The organism is Nocardioides lijunqiniae, assembly GCF_015024225.1.
GTDB lineage: Bacteria > Actinomycetota > Actinomycetes > Propionibacteriales > Nocardioidaceae > Nocardioides > Nocardioides lijunqiniae.
The window spans coordinates 13,514-33,388 of the sequence record NZ_JACJGM010000013.1 but is presented as its reverse complement, the minus strand read 5'-3'; the positions used below and the strand labels follow the sequence as shown (position 1 = coordinate 33,388).

Below are 19,875 nucleotides of genomic sequence, written 5' to 3'. Positions count from 1 at the left end.
CGCCCGACGCCCCAGCTGATTCGCGGACGTCGGGACACGGGGGTCGGGTCAGGCCGCCATCAGGCTCCCGAGGAGCCGGCGCATCGTGGCGCGCGCGCGGAAGGCCAGCTGGCTGGCGGCGTTCGGGCTGACCGCGATCTCCTCGGCGACCTCCGCGACGCTCAGCCCGTCGACGACGAGACGCACCAGGACGTAGCGCTGCCGCTCCGGCATCTCCCGCAGCGCGCGCGCCACCGCGCGGCGCTCCTCGGGGAGCAGGTCGGAGGCCTCGTCGCCACCGATCCGGGCGTCGCCGGCCTGGCGCTCCGCGATCTCGCGCCGCTGCACGCGGGCGCGGACGGTGTCGACCACGAGGTTGCCCGCCGCGGTGCGCAGGTAGGCGCGCAGCGAGTCCGGCGCCGGGTGGACGCTGAAGCGCACCAGCGTGCGCAGCAACGTCTCCGAGGCGACGTCCTCGCCCTCCTCGTCGCTGCGCAGCGCGGACGCCGCCCAGCCGCGCACCCACGGGTAGTGCCGCCGCCAGAGCTCCTCCCAGGCCTGGCCGTCACCGCGGCGCAGGCCGGCGAGCAGCGCCGTGTCGTCCGCGCTCCTGGGTGCCGGGCCGCCCCCGGCCGGCTCGGTCCTCGTGCCGTGCATCGCCCCCGTCATGCCAGTCGGACGCACCGCCGCGGGCTTGCTTACGCGTCGCCGGCCGCATCGAGCTCGGGCCACGTGTCCCGTCCGGGTGGGTGGAGGGGAGCTACGCCGAACCGCCGCGCTCCCTCGCCGGCCCACCCCGCCAGGGAGGCACGCTGCCGCTCGGCGGCCGTCGCGGCCGCGAGGGCGTCCGGGTAGGGACCCCGGCAGGTCGTCGCCCCTCCGGGGAGCTCGGTGCAGATCACGACGTGGGGCACGTCCAGCTCGGCCACGGCGCCGTCGACGATCCGGTCCAGGAGCAGCGCCGCCAGCGCCTCGCGCGCCGATCTCGCGTCCTCGTCGGGGAGCCCGTGCTCGGGGGGCATCGCTACCTCGTTCCTCGGCGCGTGCGCCGCAGCGTCGCCTCGGCCCGAGCCGGGGGTCCTTCGTGTCCCTCAGGGACGCGCGTCGAGCGGATCCCTTACGCGGAGCACGCAGGACGGACCACGTCCGGCTCCCGGCACGCGCTGTGGAACGATGACGCCGTGTCCGTGGTGACGGGGGTGCACCTCATCGCGGCCGTGATCGCGGCCGCGACGACCGGCTACCTGTGGCTGCGCACGGAACGACCGTTCGGCGCCACCCGCTACCTGCTGTGGGCCTCGGCCGGCACGGTGGTCTGGACCCTCTCCGTGGCGTCGGTGAAGGCGGAGGGCCTGCACCCCTGGCACCAGGTGCTCTGGCTGCCCGTGATCGCCTTCTGCGGCGGGGCCTTCCTGATCTGGGCGGGCACCTTCTCGCGCTACGGCTGGCAGCCGCCACGGGCGCTCGTGGCCATGTGGCTGGGCGTGCCGGCCGCGATGCTGGCGCTCCGGGTCGGGTGGGGGCTGGACTCACGCGACCCGTTGTTCGTCTTCAACACCGTCTACTCCTTCGGGGTGCTGGTCGTCGCCACGGTGTGGGTGGCGCAGCGCGCCAACGACCCCGCTCCCGCCGTGCGCCACATCGCCCGGGGCGTGCTCGCCTCCGCGGTGGGGATCCTGGTCGCGGAGGCGTTCCTGCTGAACGTCACCGACGTCGTGGCCGCCGTGCTGCTGCTGGTGCTGGCCCTCGCGACCGTCCGCGCGGCCGACGAGCTGCGCGTGCGTCCCAGCCCCGACGTCCTCATCGACGACCTGGGCGCGCTGCTCTTCGTCTTCGACCAGGACCAGCGCCTGGTGGACCTCAACGCGCCGGCGCGGCTCTTCTACACGCTGCGCGGCGCGAGCCCGCCGGACGCCGGCAGCAGCGGCGAGGAGCTGCTGGGCTCCGACCTCGCGGGCATCGACACCGTGACGGTCGTCCTGGACGCGGGCGAGGACAGCGTCCGGTTCAGCGGCTACGTGCAGCGGCTCCCCTCGCACGGGTCGCCCTCCCGCGGGTGGGTGTGCCTGCTGCGCCGCTCGGCCGGCGACGCCACCGAGGAGCAGACGCGCAGCGCCCGGCTGGCCGTCATGAACCGGCTGCCGGCGTACGACCCCTCGACGCGGGTGCTGTCGGCCCGCGCGTTCGACCAGGCGCTCACGAGTGCCTCGTCGTTCGACCGCGGGCGCTCGGTCCCGGCATCGGCGCTGGTCGTGGAGGCCGCGGACGCCGGCACGCTCAGCCGCGTGGCGCGCACCGTCGCCGACGCCTGGGAGGACCGGCTCGAGACGATCGCGGTGGGCAGGTGCGGGGAGCTGCGGCTCGGGCTCGTGGCCCGGGACGTGCCCGAGAGCAGCCTGCGGTCCTGGTCCGAGCAGGTGCTGGACGGCGCGCACGTGCGCCTGGCGACACGCAGCGGGACCATCGAGTCCGCCTCGGACCTGGTGGACGACGCCCTCGCCGAGCTCACCCGCGACTGGCGTCGCCGCCCCACCTCCTGAGTCGGTGGCGCCGCGCGCCCACTCAGTCCCGGCGCTCGACGGCCTCGCGGAGCGCGGCCAGCATCCCGTCGGGATGGCCGGTCAGGGCGACCACCCGGACGTCGAGGGCCCCTTCGCCACCGATGGGCTGCGCCTGCAGCCGCGCGCGCGCCAGCTCGGGCCGCCCCTCGTCGGGTCCGGAGACCACGAGCGCGAGCACCCGGTCCGGCTCCTGGCCGGTGGGCGGGCGCAGCAGGCTCACCTGCTCGCCCGGCCGGACCAGGTAGGAGGCCAGCACCTGCGCGGCGCCGCGCAGGTGGTCGACCGGGCCCAGCACCGAGGCCAGGGCCGACCCGCCGGCCTCGGCCGGGCGCGGCGTACCGGCGCGGACCTCGACGAGCCACGTGGGGTCGGGCCCCTCGCCCAGTCCCACCGACCCCCACAGGTGGCTCTCCAGCTCGTGCCAGGTCCGCACCGCCACGTCGTCGGCCGACCCGGCGGCGAGCTCCTGCTGCACCGAGGCCCAGGCGAGTGCGCACGCGCGCAGGACCGGCGCCGGAAGGTCCGCGCCCGGCGCGAGGTCCAGCACCAGGCGCAGGTCCTCGAGCACGGCGGACAGCGGCAGCCCGTCGACCGCGGCCTGCCCGGTCATGGTGACGACGTCCTGCACGAGGTCGTCGTCGAGCGGTGGCTCCACGGGCTGCGCGGTGGACCCGGCGACCTCGTCGCGAGCACCCGCCCACCGGCTCCACCGGGACCGCCGGCCGTCGGGACTCATGGGCTCAGCCCGCGGGGCGCAGCAGACGGTCGACGCCGCCGGCGTCGGCAGGCACGTCCGCGAGGCTGACGGCTGGGGGTACGTCGGCGGCCAGCTCCGCGCAGCGCGCCGCCAGGGTGGACACGCGCCCCGGCAGCGAGGGCGAGTCGGCGACGGCCGCGACCACACGGTCGTAGGCGGGCTGTGGGGCCACGGCCGAGCGCGGGAAGACCTGCCGGGTCTCCCGCACCACGCGGTCGAGCTCCTCCGCGGACGGACGGGGACGCCCGGCGTTCGGGCCCGGCCAGGTCACGAGCAGCAGGCGACCGACGGGGACCAGCGGACCCCAGGACGCGCCGTTCCCGTCCTGGTGCAGGAGCCGCTCGACCTCGCGCAGCTCCTCGACGTCCCGGCCCGGCGCCGGCGACCCGGAGGCCTGCGCGGCCACTCCGTCCAGGAAGGCGTCCGACCAGGCCACCGACGAGGCCTCGATCATCCGACTGGAGGCGCCGATGCCCACCACGGAGCACAGGACGTCGAGGTCGGCGAGCAGGTCCTGCAGGGTGCGTCCCGCGCGCGCGTAGCCGCGGCTCAGGACCGCGAGCGCCTCCTCGTCGACCCGGCCACCGGGGCCGTCCGGCCAGAGTCGGGGCAGCTGCGCACGCAGGTCCGGCGGCGTCGCTCCGGCCGCGGACGACGCACCGGCCGGCCGGGAGCGCGCAAGACGGTCGGTCACCCACGTCCAGCCCATGCTCCACCGCCTCGTGTCCTGCGGCATGCCGCTGTCTCGGTCTCGCCCCTTCGGCGGTGCGGTACCCGATTGCTCGGTAGCATAGCCACGTGTTGAGCCACCTGCCGTCGATCCGACGGGCGGCGAAGGGCCGGGGGGCTCCACTCGCTGCCGACGTGCCGTCCCCCGCCGTCGCGGCGGCTCCGGCCGAGGACGACGCGCGTCTCCACGAGCGCCGTCTCATCGAGCGCGCTCGCGCCGGCGACCTCGACGCCGTCGCCGAGCTGTACGACGCCCACCAGCCGGTCGCGCTCGGCATCGCCCGGCGCCTGTGCCGCCCCTCCGACGTCGACGACGTCGTGTCCGAGGCGTTCACCAAGGTGCTCGACCAGCTCTCGCGCGGGGCCGGCCCCCGGGTGTCGTTCCGTGCCTACCTGATCACCGCCGTGCGGAGCTCCGCGGCCGACGTCGGGCGCGGCCAGTCGCGGCTGCTGCCCACCGACACCGTCGAGGACCTGCAGCCCGACGAGCCGGGAGCTCCCGACGACCAGCCGGCCAGCGGCCTGCGCACCGACTCCGAGATGCTCGCCCAGGCGCTGTCCAGCCTGCCCGCGCGCTGGCAGCTCGCCCTGTGGTGGACCACCGTCGAGGGGCGGCCGCTCGCCGAGGTCGGCGACGAGCTGGGACTCAACGCCAACGCGGTCGCGGCCCTGAGCTTCCGCGCGCGGCAGGGCCTGCGCGACGCCTACCTCGCCCTCCACGTCGCCCGCAGCGCCGACGCCGACTGCGACGCCCTGCGCGACGACTTCCCGGCGTTCGCCCGCGACCGGCTGGACCCGGCACTGACCGCCACCATCGGCGCGCACCTGCTCGACTGCGAGGCGTGCCGCGAGGTCATCGCCGAGCTGCGCTCGCTGCTCGCCGTCGGCGCCTCGGGCTGATCCGTCGCGCCTCTGGCTCGTTGCTCGGCTCGAGCTGGGTGCCGCGGCACCCCTCTGGTGGGGCTGGTGTGACTGGTGGTGCGGCAACCGACACTCAGCGTCGGCAGTTGGGCGCCACCCGGGCCCGGCCAAGCGTGGAGAGGCCGAGGTCAGGCTCGAACTGCCGACATAGGCGACCGATAGGCAGGGCCCGCGCTGTTTGCGGGCGGCGCGGCGAAGCCGCCGCCGCCCGTGCGCCGCCCAGCAGCCCGGGAGAGGCTCGGAGTCAAGGACGGCCGTAGGCCGCCGCGAAGCGGGCGCCGAAGGCGATCCTTGACGCCGAGACCCGGGCTGCTACGCGCGCGGGCCGACTCCAGCCCCGCATCGAGGGTGTGGTTTCGAGGCTCGCTGCGCTCGCACCTCAACCACCGTGGGGTCGGTCGGCGTTCGGCTCACTGGGTCTCGACGGGCGCTCGTCGCTGGCGCTCCTCACTGCTCGACCACCGGGGTCTCGACGGGCGCTCGTCGCTGGCGCTCCTCACTGCTCGACCACCCGGAGACGTGGGGGCCGCCGGGAGGCGGCCCCCACGTCCGTCAGGCCTGCGACGGGTCGCGGCGGCGGCGCGACGTCACGACGAGCGAGCCGCCGGCGGTGGCCAGGAGGACGCCTGCGAGGAGCAGCCACAGCTGCGGGCCGCCGGCCGAGGGGAGCAGGCCCCCACCGCCCTCGCCGCCTTCGTCGGTCTCCTCGGTCTCGCCCGCACCGTCGGGGAAGGAGTTGACCACCGTGACTGAGGCGTCCGGGTCGACGCGGACCGTGCCGTCGTCGGTGCGGTCGGAGTCCTCGAAGGTCACCGTCGCGTCGTCGGGGACGTCGGTCTCCTCGACCGTGCAGGTCGCGCCGAGCGGCACGCTGACGGTGCGGGTCTCCCCCGCCCGGAGGCGGAAGCCGGCGTCCGCCGGAGCCAGCGCCACATCACCCTGGTCGGTCACGCAGGCGAGCGTGAACGAGTAGGGACCGGCTCCACCGCCGACCACCTTCTTGGTCACGCGCAGCTCGCCGGCCGCGAAGGTGTTGGTGACCGTCAGGTGACGCGGTTGGTCGGTGACGACCGCCGGCTGCGCCGGCCCGGCGAACTCGACCACGGTCGAGGTGGCCCCGCCCGCGTCGGTCTCCTCGGCCCAGCACTCCGCGCCCACCGGCAGCTCCTCGATCACCAGCGGCGTGCCGGCGGTGATCGTGTGCGGCTCGCGAGTGAGCAGCGGGGTGACCGCGGCCCCCTGCGGCAGCACGCACGTCACCTCGACGGCGAACTCCCGGCCGGCGGCGTAGCCGGCGGCAGCGCCGTCGACGACCTTGTCCAGCACCAGCGACGACAGGTCGAAGGTGTTGGTCGCCTCCAGCTCCATCGTCTGCAGGTCGTCGGGAGCACCGCCCACGACCACCAGCGCGTCGGCGAAGGAGTCGGCGTTCACCGCGTGCGACGTGGCGCCGCCGGTGTCGCTCTCGGTGCCCCAGCAGTGCGTGCCGAGCGGCAGCAGGACCGGGTCGCCGAGCGCGTCCTCCAGCTCGAGCCGCTCGCCGCCGCGGATCTGCACCGCGTCGGAGAACAGCACGTTCGTGGCGTCGTCCAGGGCGCAGGTGACGTCGACGGTGAAGACCGCGTCGGTCGCGTACGGCGCCGCGGCGCCCGCACCGGCCAGCACCTTCGAGAGCGCGACCGTGCCGGCCGAGAACTCGTTGGTGAAGGTCGCCTGCACCGTGTTGTCGTCGGCGTTCTCCACGATCGTCACGGTCACCGGCGGCGGCGTGGCGTCGGCCCCGCCGTCGTCGGTCTCGGTCACCGTGCACTCGGCGCCGATCGGCAGCACCAGCGGGACGTCGGCCACGAGCTCCCGGTCGTCACCGTTGCGGGCCACCGTCACCGTGACGGGGTCGATGGCCGTGCCCTCGAACGTGCAGGCCACGTCGTACTCGAACGGGCCGTCCGGCAGCGACGCACCGGACCCGCTGAGCTTCTTGAGGATCTGCAGGCTGCCCGCCTCGAACGTGTTGGTCACGGTGAGGCTGAGCGCCGCCGGCGCACCGGGGGTGATCAGGACGCCGGCCGCGGGGGCCACCGTCGTGGTGGTCGCGCCGCCGTCGTCGAGCTCGGTGGCCGTGCAGGTCGAGCCCACCGGGGCGTCGATGCTCTCCGTGTCGTCGCCGACCAGGTCGACGGTGACCGGGAAGCCGGTCGCCGTCACGCCGTCCATGGCGCACAGCACCTCGACCGGGTACGTCGTGGCGTCGCCGTACGCGGCGGCGTCGCCCTCGACGGACTTGGTCACCGACAGGGCCGCCAGCGGGTAGCTGTTGGTCACGGTGACGACGGTCGCGTCGACCGCCGCGCCCAGCTGGGGCGTGATGGTGACGACCGCGGGGTCGTCCTCGGGGTGGTTGGTGACTCCCCCGAAGGCGTCGGTCTCCCACACCTCGCACTCGGCGCCGGCCGGGATCCCGGTGACGTCCGCGGACTCACCCGGCTTCACCGACAGGGTGCCCTCGGCGACGGTCTGCGCCGGGTTGCCGATCGGGTCGATCGAGCAGGCGTAGGCCATCTCGAACTCGCGGTCGCCGACCGGGAGGCCGCCGGGGTTGGCCAGCAGCTCCTTCTCGACGCGCAGCGTGCCGTAGGCCAGCGCGACGCCCACCTGGATCGGCTCCGTCGGAGGCAGCACCCGGGTGGCGCCGCCGCCGCGCAGCGTCGTCTCGGCGTGGCCGAAGGAGTTCCACGCGATGGTGGGGTCGGCGACGCGCTCGACGTGCAGCGGGGTGTTCATCGAGAACGCGATGCTGACGCCCTGCCCCGGCGCCAGCGGGGTCGCCCACGCGACGCGCATCTGGGCCGCGACGGCCTCCGGGCCGAACGGGTCCGCCCAGGAGCCGGCCCCGCAGGACGAGGTCATCGAGAGGTCGGTCGTGCAGACCCCCGCCTCGGCGTGGGCGTACGACGTCGTGAGCGCGCCGCTGCCGATCAGCACCGGGGCGGTGGCGAGCGTCGGGCGGTGGTCCCACTGGGTGCCACGGTCGGTGCCGGTGAGCACGACGCCCTTGTCGCCCTGCACCGGGAACCGGTCGATGATCCGCATGTTCGTGGCCGGCTCGGTGCCGGAGTTGACCATGCGGAGCAGGTAGTCGTAGCGGTCGCCCGGGTTGACCAGCGCGATGCACGGGAACGCCGTGTAGGTGCGCCCGGCCTCGCTCAGCGACGGGCAGCCGGCGGCACCGACGGGCACGGCCTTGCCGGTCCGGTTGTCGAACCAGCCCAGCGCGTCGTTGCCGGCGACCCACTTGCGGGCCTCGAACGCGGCGCCGGCCTTGGTGGTCACGGCCGCGGTGTCGGTGCACCACGTGCCGGCCCCGAGGTCGCCGTCGGTCTGGGTGCCGGTGCCCGGCGCGCAGGCCAGGTCGTCCGCGGACGAGATGGCGCCCATGAGGTTGGTGTTGACCTGGCCCTCCGTCACGCCGGGGGCCAGCTTGACCTGGATCTCGATCGTGAACGTCGCGCCAGGACGCATCAGCCAGTCGCCGAAGCCCCAGCGCAGGCCAGTGACCCGGCCGCCGGGCGCGGTGGTGGTGGTGAAGGTCGGCGCGGGCGGCTGGGCCGTCCCCGCGGGCACCTGCACGTCGACCACGCGGTAGCCCACGTTGCCGGCGAAGGTCTCGTCGAAGGACAGGCCCGGCGGCAGCAGGTCGCGCACGACCACGTCGGGCAGGTCCGCCGTGCCGGAGTTGGTGACGGTCAGCCGGAACGGCGCGGTCTCCCCCGGGACGATCGCGCTGTTGGGCGTCTTGTCCACGTCGAGCTCGGGCTCGCCCTCGGCGAGCACCAGGTCGGCGGTGACCGGGGCCACCGGGTTCATGACGCCCGGGGTCTGCAGCCGCGTCTCGTAGCCGCCGACGAGGGTGTTCTCGAGGTCGTCGGGGACCGGCGTGCCCGGGTCGGAGCGCAGTGCGGCGCGCGGGTGCACGTCGAACACGACGACCGCGGTGCAGCTCGCCGGGGTGGGCACGCCCTCGCACGGACGGATGTCGTAGCCACCGCTCGCGGAGGTGAACGTCGCCCGGATGCCCTGCACGTCGGCGGCGGCGATGCCGGCCGGGAGCGGGAAGGACGAGGCGCCCTTGGCCACGGCCGTGCCGGTGACCCAGCCGGTGCCGTCGAAGGCGTCGATGCGCACCCGGTCGGCGGCCAGCGGGAACTGCACCGAGGCCACCTTCCCGAAGTCGGCCGCGTCGAAGAAGTCGCGGTCCTCGTCGGTCAGCTGCAGCTGGCGGGCGCTCATGTTGCCGGTGTTGGCGATCGTGAGGCGCACCTGCGCGGTCTGGCGCGGGACCCCCGGGATCGGGGCGACCAGCCGGCCGGGCGCGATGCTCTTGTTGATCGCGGCGGCGGACGAGGCCGGGGCGGACTCCATGCCCGGCGAGCAGACGGGGTCCCCGCTCCAGCCGGCGGCTCCCGCGGCGAAGCAGTTCGACAGCGTGACGCCGTCGGGCACCCCGTCGCGACGCATCGTCACCAGGTCGAGGAACACGGCCTTGGTCGGAGCCAGCTCACCGTCCACGACCGCGCGCACGCCGGTCGACCGGGTGAGCAGGGCGGTGTCGGCGCCGGCGTAGGCGAGCCAGGCGCCGGCGCCGCCGGCGGCCGCGGGGTCGAAGAGCTCCAGCGCCACGGCCGGCACGCCGGTGTCCTTGCGGACGGCGGCCGAGACGATGCGCACGATCGCGAACGGGTTGCCCGCCGCGCGCGGCGTGCCGTCGGCCTCGGTGACCGGGTCGGAGAGCACGGCGTCGACGAGCGGCACGTTGCCGTTGTTGCGCAGCGTGATCCCGAAGTCGACGGGCTGCCCGGGCGGCAGCTGGGTCTGGCTCACGGTCTTCACACCGGTGCCCGACGAGCGCGGGCTCTCGACCGGCAGCGACTTGCAGGCGCTGCCCGACGTGGTGCCGGTGCTGTTGGAGGTCGTCGCCTTCGCGGTGTACTGCGCGCAGTTGACGACGCCCGGGGACGTGCCGTTGGCCAGGTCCTGCGCCGTCACCGAGGAGTTCAGGGTCCCGTGCACGTCGAGGTACGCCGTCGCGTCGATCGCGATGGACGGCGCGCCGTCGCCGGTCACGCCCGTGTAGACGACCTCGATCCGCGAGGGACGGGTCCCGGCGCGGGCCACGTCTATCGTGGCGCCGGCCGTGCGGTCGACGACCAGGTCGGCGCTGCCGTCGGCGTAGGACACCACCAGGTGCGCGGCGGTCGCGCCCGTGGGGAACCGCAGCCGGACCTTGGTCACGTCGAGCTTGGCGAACTCGCCCATCGGGGCTCCGGCGTCGGGCTCGACCACGCGGATCTCCTGCAGCGGGAAGGCCGACTTGTTCTGCACGCGCACGGTCGCGCTCACGGGCGAGCTCTCGCCGACGACGGCGTACTCGCCGTTCTCGCGGGAGAAGTCACCGTCGGTGTCGGCGACGTAGTCCTTGGACGCGTCGATGAGCACCGTGCTGGGCAGCACGTCGTAGGTGTCGCAGACCGCGGGGCCCGAGGTGAGCGCGTCGAGCTCGTCGACGGCCGCGGGGACCGCGCAGTTGGTCGTGACGAGCTTCTGGGTCGGCTCGAGCGGCGCCCCGGTGGAGCGCACGGTGTCGCGCAGGACGAGCCCGGCGCGCACGGAGCCGCCGGTGGCGTCGTACGGGAGGGCGTCGCCGTTCGCGTCGGTGAAGACCACGACGAAGCCGGTGACGTCGTCGAGGTCGACGCCGGCCGGCAGGCCCAGCGAGACGGGCGCGGGCCCGCCGGCGGCGGGACCGGCGACCTGGTCGGCCGCGGCGCACGTCGTCGTCGCGGCGGTGCAGACCAGGAGCCGTGCGGTGTCGGTGCCGGCGGGGAAGCGCTCGACCTGTACCCCCGTCAGGTCGAAGCGCTCGTACGTCGCCGGCGTGACGTCGCTGACCCGCAGCTCGTCGACGGTGACCGAGCTGGAGGAGGCGTTGCGGATGCCGAGGACGACCTGCGAGGCCTCGCCGGACCCGGCGACGGCCGAGCCGTCGTTCCACGTCTTGGTGGCGACGGGCTTCACGTCGCGCGGCACGCTCACCGTGATGTCGGCCTCGGCGGAGGCCTGGTCGGCGTTGTCGGCGACCGTGGTGGCGGTGTTGGTGATCGTGGTGCCGTCGGGCGCCGGGGTGTTGGCCGGGACGCGCATCCCGATCTCGAGCACCCGGGTCGCCCCGTCGTTGAGGCCGAGGGCGCCGACCGGCTCCTGCAGCGGCTCGATGAACCGCACGGTCAGGGTGCGGGTGGCGGCCACGTAGGTGACCTCGCGCGTCGAGGTGGACGACGGCAGCGACGTCATGTCCAGCCCGGCCGGCAGCACGTCGGTGACGGTCTGGTTGATGCAGCCGGCCGTCAGGCCGGAGCACCGCGCGGTGAGGATGTAGGTGAACTCGCTGCCGGGCACGGCGGGAGCGCCGTCCAGGCTGGTCTCCTTGGCGATGCCGACCACCGACTCGGCCCTGGCGGCCGCGGCCGCCGGTCCGGCGCGGCCCTCGGCGGCGCCGCCGTCGCGGGTCTCGTCGTCACCGTCCTCGGGCGCCCGCGGGGCGTCCGACGGGTCGTCCTGCGGCGCGTCCTGAGCGCCGGTCGGCGATGAGGGAGCGTCGTCCCCGTCACCACCGTCGCCCTCGTCGGGCGCGACGTCCGTCGCCTGCTCCTCGCTCGTGGGGCCCTGAGTCGGACCCTGGGTCGGGCCCCCTTCCTGGCTCACCGCCGGCTGCTCGTCCGGCGCCGCGACCGCGGCGCCGGGCGCCAGCCCGGTCATCGACACCACCACGGTCACCAGCGCCCACATCAGCGCACGACCCGACCAGCTCATCCCCACTGCCCCCACTGCTACTCCCGATCCCTGCTCGCGGTTCACGCGAGTCCGTCTGCTCCGCGGCAGGGCAGATCGCCCCAGCCGCACCTGACAGAGACGTCCACCCGGCCGGTCCCTTACGCGCGGCCGGTGTGACGTAGGTCCGGTCCAGACCAGTGGTCGCCGCGCCCGTCCCGGGCGGCGCTGCGGCTGGGGGCTCCGGGCACCATGTGCGGCGTGCCCTCCCTGCCCCGTCACCGCGGACGCCTCGCCGCCGGCGTGGCGCTGCTGCTCGTGGGCCTGGTCCTGCTGGGCTACGTCGGCTGGCAGCTCGTCGGCACCAACTGGGTGTCACGGCGCGCGCACGCGTCGGGCGTCGAGGCCCTGCACGAGCAGTGGGAGCAGGGGCGCGACCACGCCGACGTCGACGACCGTCGCGTGACGGCGGTCGTGCGGGTGCCTCGCCTCGGCGACGACGAGGTGCCGCTCGTCGAGGGCAGCTCGCCGGAGGCGCTCGCGGCCGGCTTCGGGCACGTGACGGGCACCGCGGCACCCGGTGCCGCCGGCAACGTGGTGGTCTCGGGCCACCGGGTGACGCACGGCGAGCCACTGCGGGACATGCCCGACCTCGAGGCGGGCGACCGGGTCGTGATCGAGACCCGGACCGCCACGCACACCTACGTCCTCGACACCGCCGGCGACGACCTCTCGGTGCCGTTCACGGCCGACTGGGTGCTCGGGTCCCGGCCCCGGAACCCCGACGGGGGCGTCGAGCCGCCCGCGGACGCGGGCCCCCGCCTGCTCACGCTCGTCACCTGCGCGGAGCTCTTCCACACCGACCAGCGGCTGGTGGCCTTCGGGCACCTCGTGTCGTCCACGCCTGCTCCGTCATAGGACCGCGGGCGCGCCGCCGTAAGGACCGGCGACGCGGGGCGTCTTCTCAGCATGAGGAGCATTCTCGGCCGCCCGACGAGGCGCCGCCCGGACCACCCGCGCCCGCCCCGCGCCCGGGACCGACCGACGCCGCGTGGTTCCCTGGCGGCGTACGAGACGCAGCGCCTGGTGCGCTCGCTGAGCCCAAGCGAGTGGGCCGCGGTCCTCGACCTGCTGGGCGACGAGATCGCCCGCGGCTGGGTGCCGAAGAGACCCGACATCGAGGCCGCGATGGGCGTCCTGCAGATCCCCGTCCGGACGCGCGCCCTGGAGGGCGACGGCCGCCGCTAGAGGTGCTCGGCGCGGACCCGGACGCGGGGGGGCGGCCCCCCCCCCCCCCCCCCCCCCCGGCCCCCCCCGCCGCGCCCGCCCCGCCCCCCCGGCCGGATGATCCTTGCTAGCGCAGACCCCTGATCAGCACCGCCAGGTCCTGCCGGACGAGTGCCCGGACGGTCGCCGACTTGATCCGGCCCGCGTCACGACGCACCTCCCGGAGCTGCGCGGCCGCCAGCGCAGGACGTCGCCGCTCGAGCTGCCGGGCGCGGTTGAGGCCGGCCACCAGCTCGTTGCGCAGCGCCTTGCCCATGGCCCCGGCCTTGGCGGCCCGATTGACCAGACCCTTCACGTCGGCGATCGAGGTCCGCACCCGGAACGCCACCCGCACGGTCGTGGTGTTGCCCCGGACGTCGACCGCGCGCACCACGAGCGTCTGGCTGCCCAGCCGCAGCCGGGACAGGTCCACCCGACCGGCCCGGACGGCCTTGCCGTCGAGGGTCGCGGTCACGCTGCGGACGGCGTCCCCGGTGGGCCTCGTCGTCCAGCGGAGCACGGGCTGCTGCGCGTGCCCGTAGACGAAGCCCGGCCGCAGCCCGGTGACCTGCACCGTGGGACCGGTCGTGTCGGGCGGGCCGCCCGCCACGGTGACCGTCACCGTCCGGGTGGCCTCCACCAGGCCCGCGGCGTCGGTGGAGCGGACCAGCATCGTGTGGTCGCCCTCCCCCTCGACCAGGACCGGTGCGGAGTAGTCGGTCCAGTCGCCACCGTCGAGCGCGTACTGCGTCGACGCGACCCCGGACGTGGCGTCCACCGCCGTGAGCGTGACGCGCACGCCGTCGCCCGCCACGGCCTGGGTGGCCGTGGTCACCGGAGCGACCCGGTCCACGCGGACCTCGGTCGAGCCGACCTCCTCGACGTTGCCCTCGACGTCGGTCGAGCGGTACTCCACGGTGTGCTCGCCGTCGCCGGTGACCGTCACCGGCCCGTCGTAAGCCGTCCACCCGCCCTCGTCGATGCGGTACTCGGTCGTCTCGACTCCCGATCCCTCACCGTCGTCGGCGCTGAGCGTGAGCTCCGGCTCGGTGACGAACCAGCCGTTGGCACCGTCGGCCTGTGCCGGGTCCAGGGTCGCCGTCGTCGTGGGCGCGGTCGTGTCCTCGACCGGCTCCTCCTCCCCGCCGAGGCGGACGTAGTCGAACGACACCGTGACCGGCTCGTCCTGCTCCGGACCGATCGCCATCAGGCCCAGCCCGGTGAGCGGCTTGTCGTAGGTGAGCGCGGCGCCGATCGGGGTCCAGGTGACCCCACCGTCGCTGACCTCGGACGTGTAGGAGCTGCCGGTCTTGGTGACCCGGACGTACCAGTAGCCGCTCTCGCTGGTGTCGGCGATGTTGACGTTGCGGCTGCCGAAGCCCGTGCCGTTGCTCTCCCCGGCCATCTCGGCCCGCAGGTCCACCGCCGCGCCCGGTGCGTTGTAGGCGACGACGTCGGCCTTCACGTAGTTGTCGTCGTCGGTGTACATCAGCAGCCCGGCCAGCTGGTAGCGGACCTTCAGCGGCGCCTTGAACCGCGTCGTCGCCACCCAGTCGCCCTCGGGGGCGTCCTGGAGCACGAAGTTGCGCGGGTTGATCGGGTTGGCGCCGTTGATGTCACCGACCTGGGTCTCGACGTCCAGGTGACCGTCGGCCACGGAGACGTGGTCGGCGTCGTAGCGGACCGTCTGGGCCCACCGGCACCCGTCCAGCGCGTCGCCGTCGAACTCGTCGTCGGGGGTGAACGCCGGGGCCGTCCGGTCCGGGGTGACCCGGAACCAGTCGACGGAGGCGACGGTGTCGCCGACGCCGGTGTCGCCGGCGGCGACGAGCCCCAGCTCCGCGTCCGCCTTGATCGGCGCGGCGTTGCCGGTCATCTGCGTCCAGGCCACCCCGTCGGTGGAGTAGTGGGCGCGCAGGCCGGTGCCGTCGCTGACCAGCTTGAGGTAGGCGGTGGTCGGGAAGCCGGCCGGGACCGTGAACGAGGCGTGGGTGGTGCGAGCGCCCGCGGTCTCGGTCTGGAACTCCAGGAACCGGTTGCCGTTCTGGTTCTTGACGAACGCGAGCTTGGTGTACTCGTCGTCCGACCTGTGCAGCATCAGCCCGGCGTACTGCCAGTGCGTCGCGTGCGCGAGGGTCAGCTTGGTGCTGGCCTCCCACGACCCGGAGGGCGCCGGCTGGCCGACGAAGCTGACCGGACCCGGTGTGGCCTCGTTGATGTCGCTCGTGGTGACCGGCATCAGCAGCGCACCGGCGGTGGTGCGGACCGCCTTGCCGGTCTGCTGGCGCACGCTCCACTTGCCGTTGAGGCCGGTGCCGAACTCATCGCTCAGCGGGCTCAGGCACGTGAGCGGCTCGTAGGTCTGCTCCGGGGACTCCTGCACCGGGTCGGTGTCGACGGAGAACTGCGAGAAGTCCGCGGTGCCGGGGGTGGCGGAGTGGGCGGTGGTGGTCATGCCGATGTCCTGCGGGGTCGCCGCACCGGTCAGGGTGGCCGCCGGACCGACCTGGGTCCACGTCGTGCCGTTGCGCGAGTAGTGCGCCGTGTACGACGTCCCGTTGCGCTTGATCTTCAGCCATGTCGGGTAGGCGGTGCTGCCGCCGGCGTCGGAGGCGTTGAGCTGGCCGTTGCCGTCGGGGTCGCGCAGCCACTCGACGCCGCCGGTCGGGCGGATGCCGAGGTAGGCGTAGCCCGCGGACGAGCCGGGCGCGGCGATGTCGTTGCGGACGATCAGCCCGCTCTTGGCGCCGCCGTTGGCGTGGCTCTGGCCGTCGACCCTGACCACGGCCTCCCAGGTGTCGTCGTCGACGCCACCGGGCAGGTAGAGCGAGCTGTACTGGTCGACGCCCTGCCAGACGTTGGCACCCGCGCCGGTGATGCGGAAGGCACCGGGACCGGTCTTCTCGAACTCGCCGCCGGCGTTGGAGAACGGCACGAGGGCGCCGAAGAGCTCGCCCACCTGCGCCCCGACGACGCGGGAGGTGGTGGTGGCGCCCGAGGAGCTGGTCGCCACGGCGGTCAGCTCGTGGACTCCCTCCTCGGTCGGGGTCGTCCAGGTCGCGGTGTACGGCGCCTGGGTGTCGGTGCCGAGCGACTGGTCACCGGCGAAGAACTCGACCTGGGTGATGTCGTGCGCGGAGTCGGTCGCGCTCGCGGCCACCTCGACGTCGGTGCCCGGCGGGAGGGCCGTGCCCTCCGCGGGGGCGGTGATGCGCACGACCGGGCGGGTGTCGGGCGAGGAGCCCTGGCCCACGGCCTCGATGAAGTTCAGCCGGCGCTCGCCGGCACCCGGCATGACGACGACCAGGTCGAAGGTCTCCTCGACCTCGGGGGCGTCGACCAGCACGTCGACGTAGCGCGGGCCGGTGGCCGGCACCTCGACGGTGCTCAGGAGCTCACCGTCGGCGGTGTCGCGGCGCAGCTCGATGGTGCCGGCCCTGGCCGCCGAGACCCGCAGGGCGAGCTGGTCGATGCGGTACAGGTTCACCGGGCTGTACGACGCCCAGGCGCCGTCCTGGCCCGAGAGGACCCGGTCGCCGCCGGCGATGTCGCGACCGACGCCGACCGTCATCGACGGCGACTTGGCGGTGAAGAACTCCGCCTGCTTGGTCTTGGGGAGCACCAGGGTGGTGGCCGATCCCGTGAGCGGGTTCGCCCCGCCCTCGCCGCCGTGGTCGGTGTAGCGAGCGTCGATGGCGAAGAAGATGTTCTCGTCCGGGGCGTGCCCGCCGAGGCTGGTCGGCGTGGTGCCGGTCAGGCCGGAGAACGGCTGCGTCGGGTGGGCGTGGTAGTCGTGGCCGAGGGCCGGCTGGATGACGACCTCGTCCTCCTCGATCGTCCCGTCCTCGGGGTCGGTCACGGTGACGTCCCAGCTGAGGTCGTCCCCGAAGTCGAAGAACGACCCGTCGGGCGGCAGGTCGAAGGCGACCGTGGGCTCGGTGTTGCCGACCGTGATCGGCACGGTCGTCGTGCCGTCCTTGCCCGCGGGGTCGGTCACGGTGAGCCGTGCGGAGAACACGCCGACGACTCCGTAGGTGTGGCTGGCGGTGGCGCCGGTCGCGTCCGTGGCGCCGTCACCGTCGAAGTCCCAGGCGTAGGTGAGGTCCTCGCCCTCGGGGTCGCTGGAGGAGGCGCCGTCGAACTCGACGGTCAGCGGCGCCGGACCCGAGGTCACGGACGTCTCGATCACCGCGACCGGCGAGCGCGAGCCAGAGATGTAGTCGATGCGGTGCAGGCCCGAGCTGGGGTTGTCGCGACCGTAGCCGCCGCCCCAGTCGAGGACGTAGAGCGAGCCGTCCGGGCCGAAGCGGGAGTCGATCGGGGCCAGGAACTGCTCCTGTGGCAGGAAGGTGTTGACCTTCTCCACGGCCTTGCCCGGGTCGGTGGCCGTCTTACTGAGGTCGACCGAGTACATCTTGTTGCGCGCCCACTCGAAGAAGAAGGGCTTGCCGTCGTAGTACGCGGGGAACTTGGTGTCGGAGTCGAGGTCGGCGTCGTACTCGTAGAACGGGCCGCCCATGGGGGCGAGGCCGCCGCCGGCGTTGATCACGCCGGGCGCCGAGGTGCGGTTGTAGCCGTAGAACATGTCGGCCGCACGCGCCGGGGGCAGCTGGGTCAGACCCGTGTTGCGGGGCGAGTCGTTGACGGGGGCGGCGCAGTCGAAGTAGGCGCCGACCACGACCGGGCCCGCCGACGTGGTGCCGTAGTCGACCTTGCGGAAGGGCTCGTTGGCGCCCATGCACAGCGGCCAGCCGTAGTTGCCGGGCGACTTGATGACGTTGTACTCGGCGATGCCCGCGGGGCCACGGGTGGCCGGGGCGTCGGTGTTGTTGTCCGGGGAGTAGTCGGCCAGGCCCACCCAGCCGGTCCGCTGGTCGACGGAGAAGCGGAACGGGTTGCGGAAGCCCATGGCGTAGATCTCGGGGCGCGTCTTACCGGTGGCGTCGTCGGCCTCGGCGAAGAGGTTGCCCTCGGGGATCGCGTAGGTGCCGTCGGCCTTCGGCGTGATGCGGAGCAGCTTGCCCCGCAGGTCGTTGGTGTTGGCGGAGGTCTCCCGGGCGTCGTGGAAGGTGCCGTTGCGGGTCGACAGCGGCGCGTAGCCGCCGCTGGGCTCGGAGTGCGGGTTCACGTCGTCGCCGACGCCGAGGTAGAGGTTGCCCTGGGCGTCCATGTCCAGCCCGCCGCCGGTGTGGCCGGGCTCGTCGGGCAGGCGCCGCGCCGGGACCTTCAGCAGGATCTTCTCGGTGGCCCGGTCGATGGTGCCGGTGGTGTGGTCGTAGGTGAGCCGCGAGAGGTTGCTGAAGAAGTTGACGGGGTCGGACTCGTTGCCGTTCGTCGCCGCGGGTGCGTAGTAGACGTAGAGGTGACCGGACTCCGCGAAGTCGTTGGCCAGCGTGATGCCGAGCAGGCCGTCCTCGCCGCCGGAGTAGACGGGGATGCTGACGGCGGTGCTGGTGACCTGGGTGGTCGGGTCGTAGACGCGGATCTCGCCGCGGACGAGCTCGGTGTAGAAGACCTTGCCGTCGGGGGCGACGTCCATCGCGAACGGCGCCGAGGTGTTCTCGTCGAGCGCCACCTTCTCGTAGTTGTCCCAGACGGTGCCGCCGCAGTCGCCCGGCTCCAGCCCGGCGGCGTACTTCGTGCCGCCCACGATGTGCTGCACGAACGCCGGCTCCGCGGTGTAGTGCGAGCCGAAGTGGCCCATGCCGGTCATCCAGGTGCGACCGCCGTCGTAGGGCTTGCACCACGAGATCGGGTGGTCGTAGCCCATCTTGTTGCCGCCGGCGTCGTACGTCGACTCGTCCATGGTGGCGAGGACGTGCGCGTCGCCGCGGACGTTGGTCGAGTAGTTGTACCACTCGTCGGCGCGGTTCCAGCGCTGCTCGAGGTGCTCGGTCGAGGGGTGGTCGTGGTCCTCGACGCGCACCGTGCCCGGCAGCCCGGGCGTGGTGCCGGTGGCGGCGTGGCCGGGCATCACGGTGCCGACCATCGCGTCCCACCACGCCCAGTTGCCGCGCATGTCGGTCGCGTTGTGGACGCCCACGATCCCGCCGCCCGCCTGGACGTAGCGCTGCAGGGCCGCCTTCTGGTCGGCGTCCCACGGGTCGCCCGACGCCTGGAACATCATGATCGCGTCGTACTGCGCGAGGTTCGCGTCGGTGAAGAGCGCGGAGTCCTCGGAGACCGTGACCTGCATCCCCTCCGCCTCGAGGGCGGCCTTGAGCACCGGGGTCCCCTGGGCGATCGCCTCGGTGTGCCGGAACTGCGTGGTCTTGCTGAAGATCAGCACGTGCCCGTGGCCCGGATGCGCCTGGACCGGCGGTGCCGTCAGGGCCATCACCCCGACTCCCACGACGAAGGCCAGCAGGATGCTGGCGAACCGGCTGGCGGACCGGCTGGCGGACCGGGCGAGGGAGGCGCGGGCTGGCGACATGGGGGCTCCTGGGGGAGGGGGTGGGGGTGACGGGGATCACACCGCGTCCGCAACCTAGGCAGCACTTCTGACGGCTGTCAACCAAAAGTTGGAAGAACGTCGCCGGAACCGGTCGCCTGCTCGCCCGAAGTGCGAGGTTCCCGCAGGGTCGCTCGGAGCGGCCTGCGGGGCGGCAACGGGGCGGCGCGTCTAGTAGCCTCGTGGCGCCAGTGAAGGGAACCCGGTGCGACTCCGGGACTGACGCGCAGCGGTATGGGTGACGGACGAGACGCTGTCTTCGGACAGGCCACTGGACCTCCGGGTCCGGGAAGGTGTCTCGCCCCGGCTGACCCCGAGTCCGAAGACCTGCTGGCCCTTGCGGTGACCACCGTGAGGTCAGCCAGGGGCTCCGCGCACGAGCCCCA

Annotated in this window: 10 protein-coding genes and 1 riboswitch; of the genes, 4 read left to right on the top strand and 6 right to left on the bottom strand. The window is 74.0% G+C overall.

Annotated elements, in window-relative coordinates; all coding sequences use genetic code 11:
- Window positions 1-48: 48 nt before the first annotated feature.
- Window positions 49-636 carry an RNA polymerase sigma factor gene (locus IRQ30_RS10110; protein WP_193612774.1) on the bottom strand — a complete coding sequence of 196 codons (588 nt, stop codon included), beginning with the start codon at window positions 634-636 and terminating at the stop codon, window positions 49-51.
- Between the two features lie 41 nt (window positions 637-677).
- Entirely contained in the window at window positions 678-1,001 is a 324-nt protein-coding gene (locus tag IRQ30_RS10105; RefSeq protein ID WP_193612773.1) for a hypothetical protein, read from the bottom strand.
- 159 nt (window positions 1,002-1,160) lie between these two features.
- Between IRQ30_RS10105 and IRQ30_RS10100 the strand changes: the two genes are divergently transcribed.
- A complete protein-coding gene (locus IRQ30_RS10100) occupies window positions 1,161-2,519 on the top strand; it encodes a hypothetical protein (RefSeq protein ID WP_193612772.1) in 1,359 nt (452 codons plus the stop codon).
- Window positions 2,520-2,541: 22 nt separating this feature from the next.
- Here IRQ30_RS10100 and IRQ30_RS10095 read toward each other — a convergent pair whose 3' ends face one another.
- On the bottom strand, window positions 2,542-3,276 hold the full coding sequence (locus tag IRQ30_RS10095) for a hypothetical protein (protein WP_193612771.1): 735 nt from the start codon (window positions 3,274-3,276) through the stop codon (window positions 2,542-2,544).
- A 4-nt stretch (window positions 3,277-3,280) separates the two neighbouring features.
- Window positions 3,281-3,991 carry a hypothetical protein gene (locus tag IRQ30_RS10090; protein ID WP_193612770.1) on the bottom strand — a complete coding sequence of 237 codons (711 nt, stop codon included), beginning with the start codon at window positions 3,989-3,991 and terminating at the stop codon, window positions 3,281-3,283.
- A gap of 170 nt (window positions 3,992-4,161) precedes the next feature.
- Here IRQ30_RS10090 and IRQ30_RS10085 point away from each other — a divergent pair, with 170 nt between their 5' ends.
- Entirely contained in the window at window positions 4,162-4,926 is a 765-nt protein-coding gene (locus IRQ30_RS10085; RefSeq protein ID WP_193612769.1) for a sigma-70 family RNA polymerase sigma factor, read from the top strand.
- Between the two features lie 573 nt (window positions 4,927-5,499).
- Here the strand turns inward: IRQ30_RS10085 and IRQ30_RS10080 are convergent.
- A complete protein-coding gene (locus IRQ30_RS10080; RefSeq protein ID WP_193612768.1) occupies window positions 5,500-11,814 on the bottom strand; it encodes a DUF5979 domain-containing protein in 6,315 nt (2,104 codons plus the stop codon).
- Window positions 11,815-12,033: 219 nt separating this feature from the next.
- On the opposite strand from IRQ30_RS10080, the gene IRQ30_RS10075 reads away from it, so the two are divergent.
- The gene (locus IRQ30_RS10075; RefSeq protein ID WP_193612767.1) at window positions 12,034-12,690 is read left to right on the top strand and encodes a sortase domain-containing protein; all 657 of its coding nucleotides are present in this window, start codon (window positions 12,034-12,036) and stop codon (window positions 12,688-12,690) included.
- 51 nt (window positions 12,691-12,741) lie between these two features.
- Complete coding sequence (locus IRQ30_RS10070; protein ID WP_193612766.1) at window positions 12,742-13,020, top strand: hypothetical protein; 279 nt, start codon at window positions 12,742-12,744, stop codon at window positions 13,018-13,020.
- Between the two features lie 106 nt (window positions 13,021-13,126).
- Here the strand turns inward: IRQ30_RS10070 and IRQ30_RS10065 are convergent, their stop codons facing one another.
- Complete coding sequence (locus IRQ30_RS10065; protein ID WP_193612765.1) at window positions 13,127-19,471, bottom strand: ThuA domain-containing protein; 6,345 nt, start codon at window positions 19,469-19,471, stop codon at window positions 13,127-13,129.
- 190 nt (window positions 19,472-19,661) lie between these two features.
- Window positions 19,662-19,838: riboswitch (cobalamin riboswitch) on the top strand.
- Window positions 19,839-19,875: the final 37 nt, after the last annotated feature.

Excerpts from the sequence above, each read along its gene's own strand:
- IRQ30_RS10110 (WP_193612774.1), bottom strand. The coding sequence starts at position 636 with ATGCACGGCACGAGGACCGAGCCGGCCGGGGGCGGCCCGGCACCCAGG.
- IRQ30_RS10105 (WP_193612773.1), bottom strand. The coding sequence starts at position 1,001 with ATGCCCCCCGAGCACGGGCTCCCCGACGAGGACGCGAGATCGGCGCGC.
- IRQ30_RS10095 (WP_193612771.1), bottom strand. The coding sequence starts at position 3,276 with ATGAGTCCCGACGGCCGGCGGTCCCGGTGGAGCCGGTGGGCGGGTGCT.
- IRQ30_RS10080 (WP_193612768.1), bottom strand. The coding sequence starts at position 11,814 with ATGAGCTGGTCGGGTCGTGCGCTGATGTGGGCGCTGGTGACCGTGGTG.
- IRQ30_RS10070 (WP_193612766.1), top strand. The coding sequence starts at position 12,742 with ATGAGGAGCATTCTCGGCCGCCCGACGAGGCGCCGCCCGGACCACCCG.
- IRQ30_RS10065 (WP_193612765.1), bottom strand. The coding sequence starts at position 19,471 with ATGTCGCCAGCCCGCGCCTCCCTCGCCCGGTCCGCCAGCCGGTCCGCC.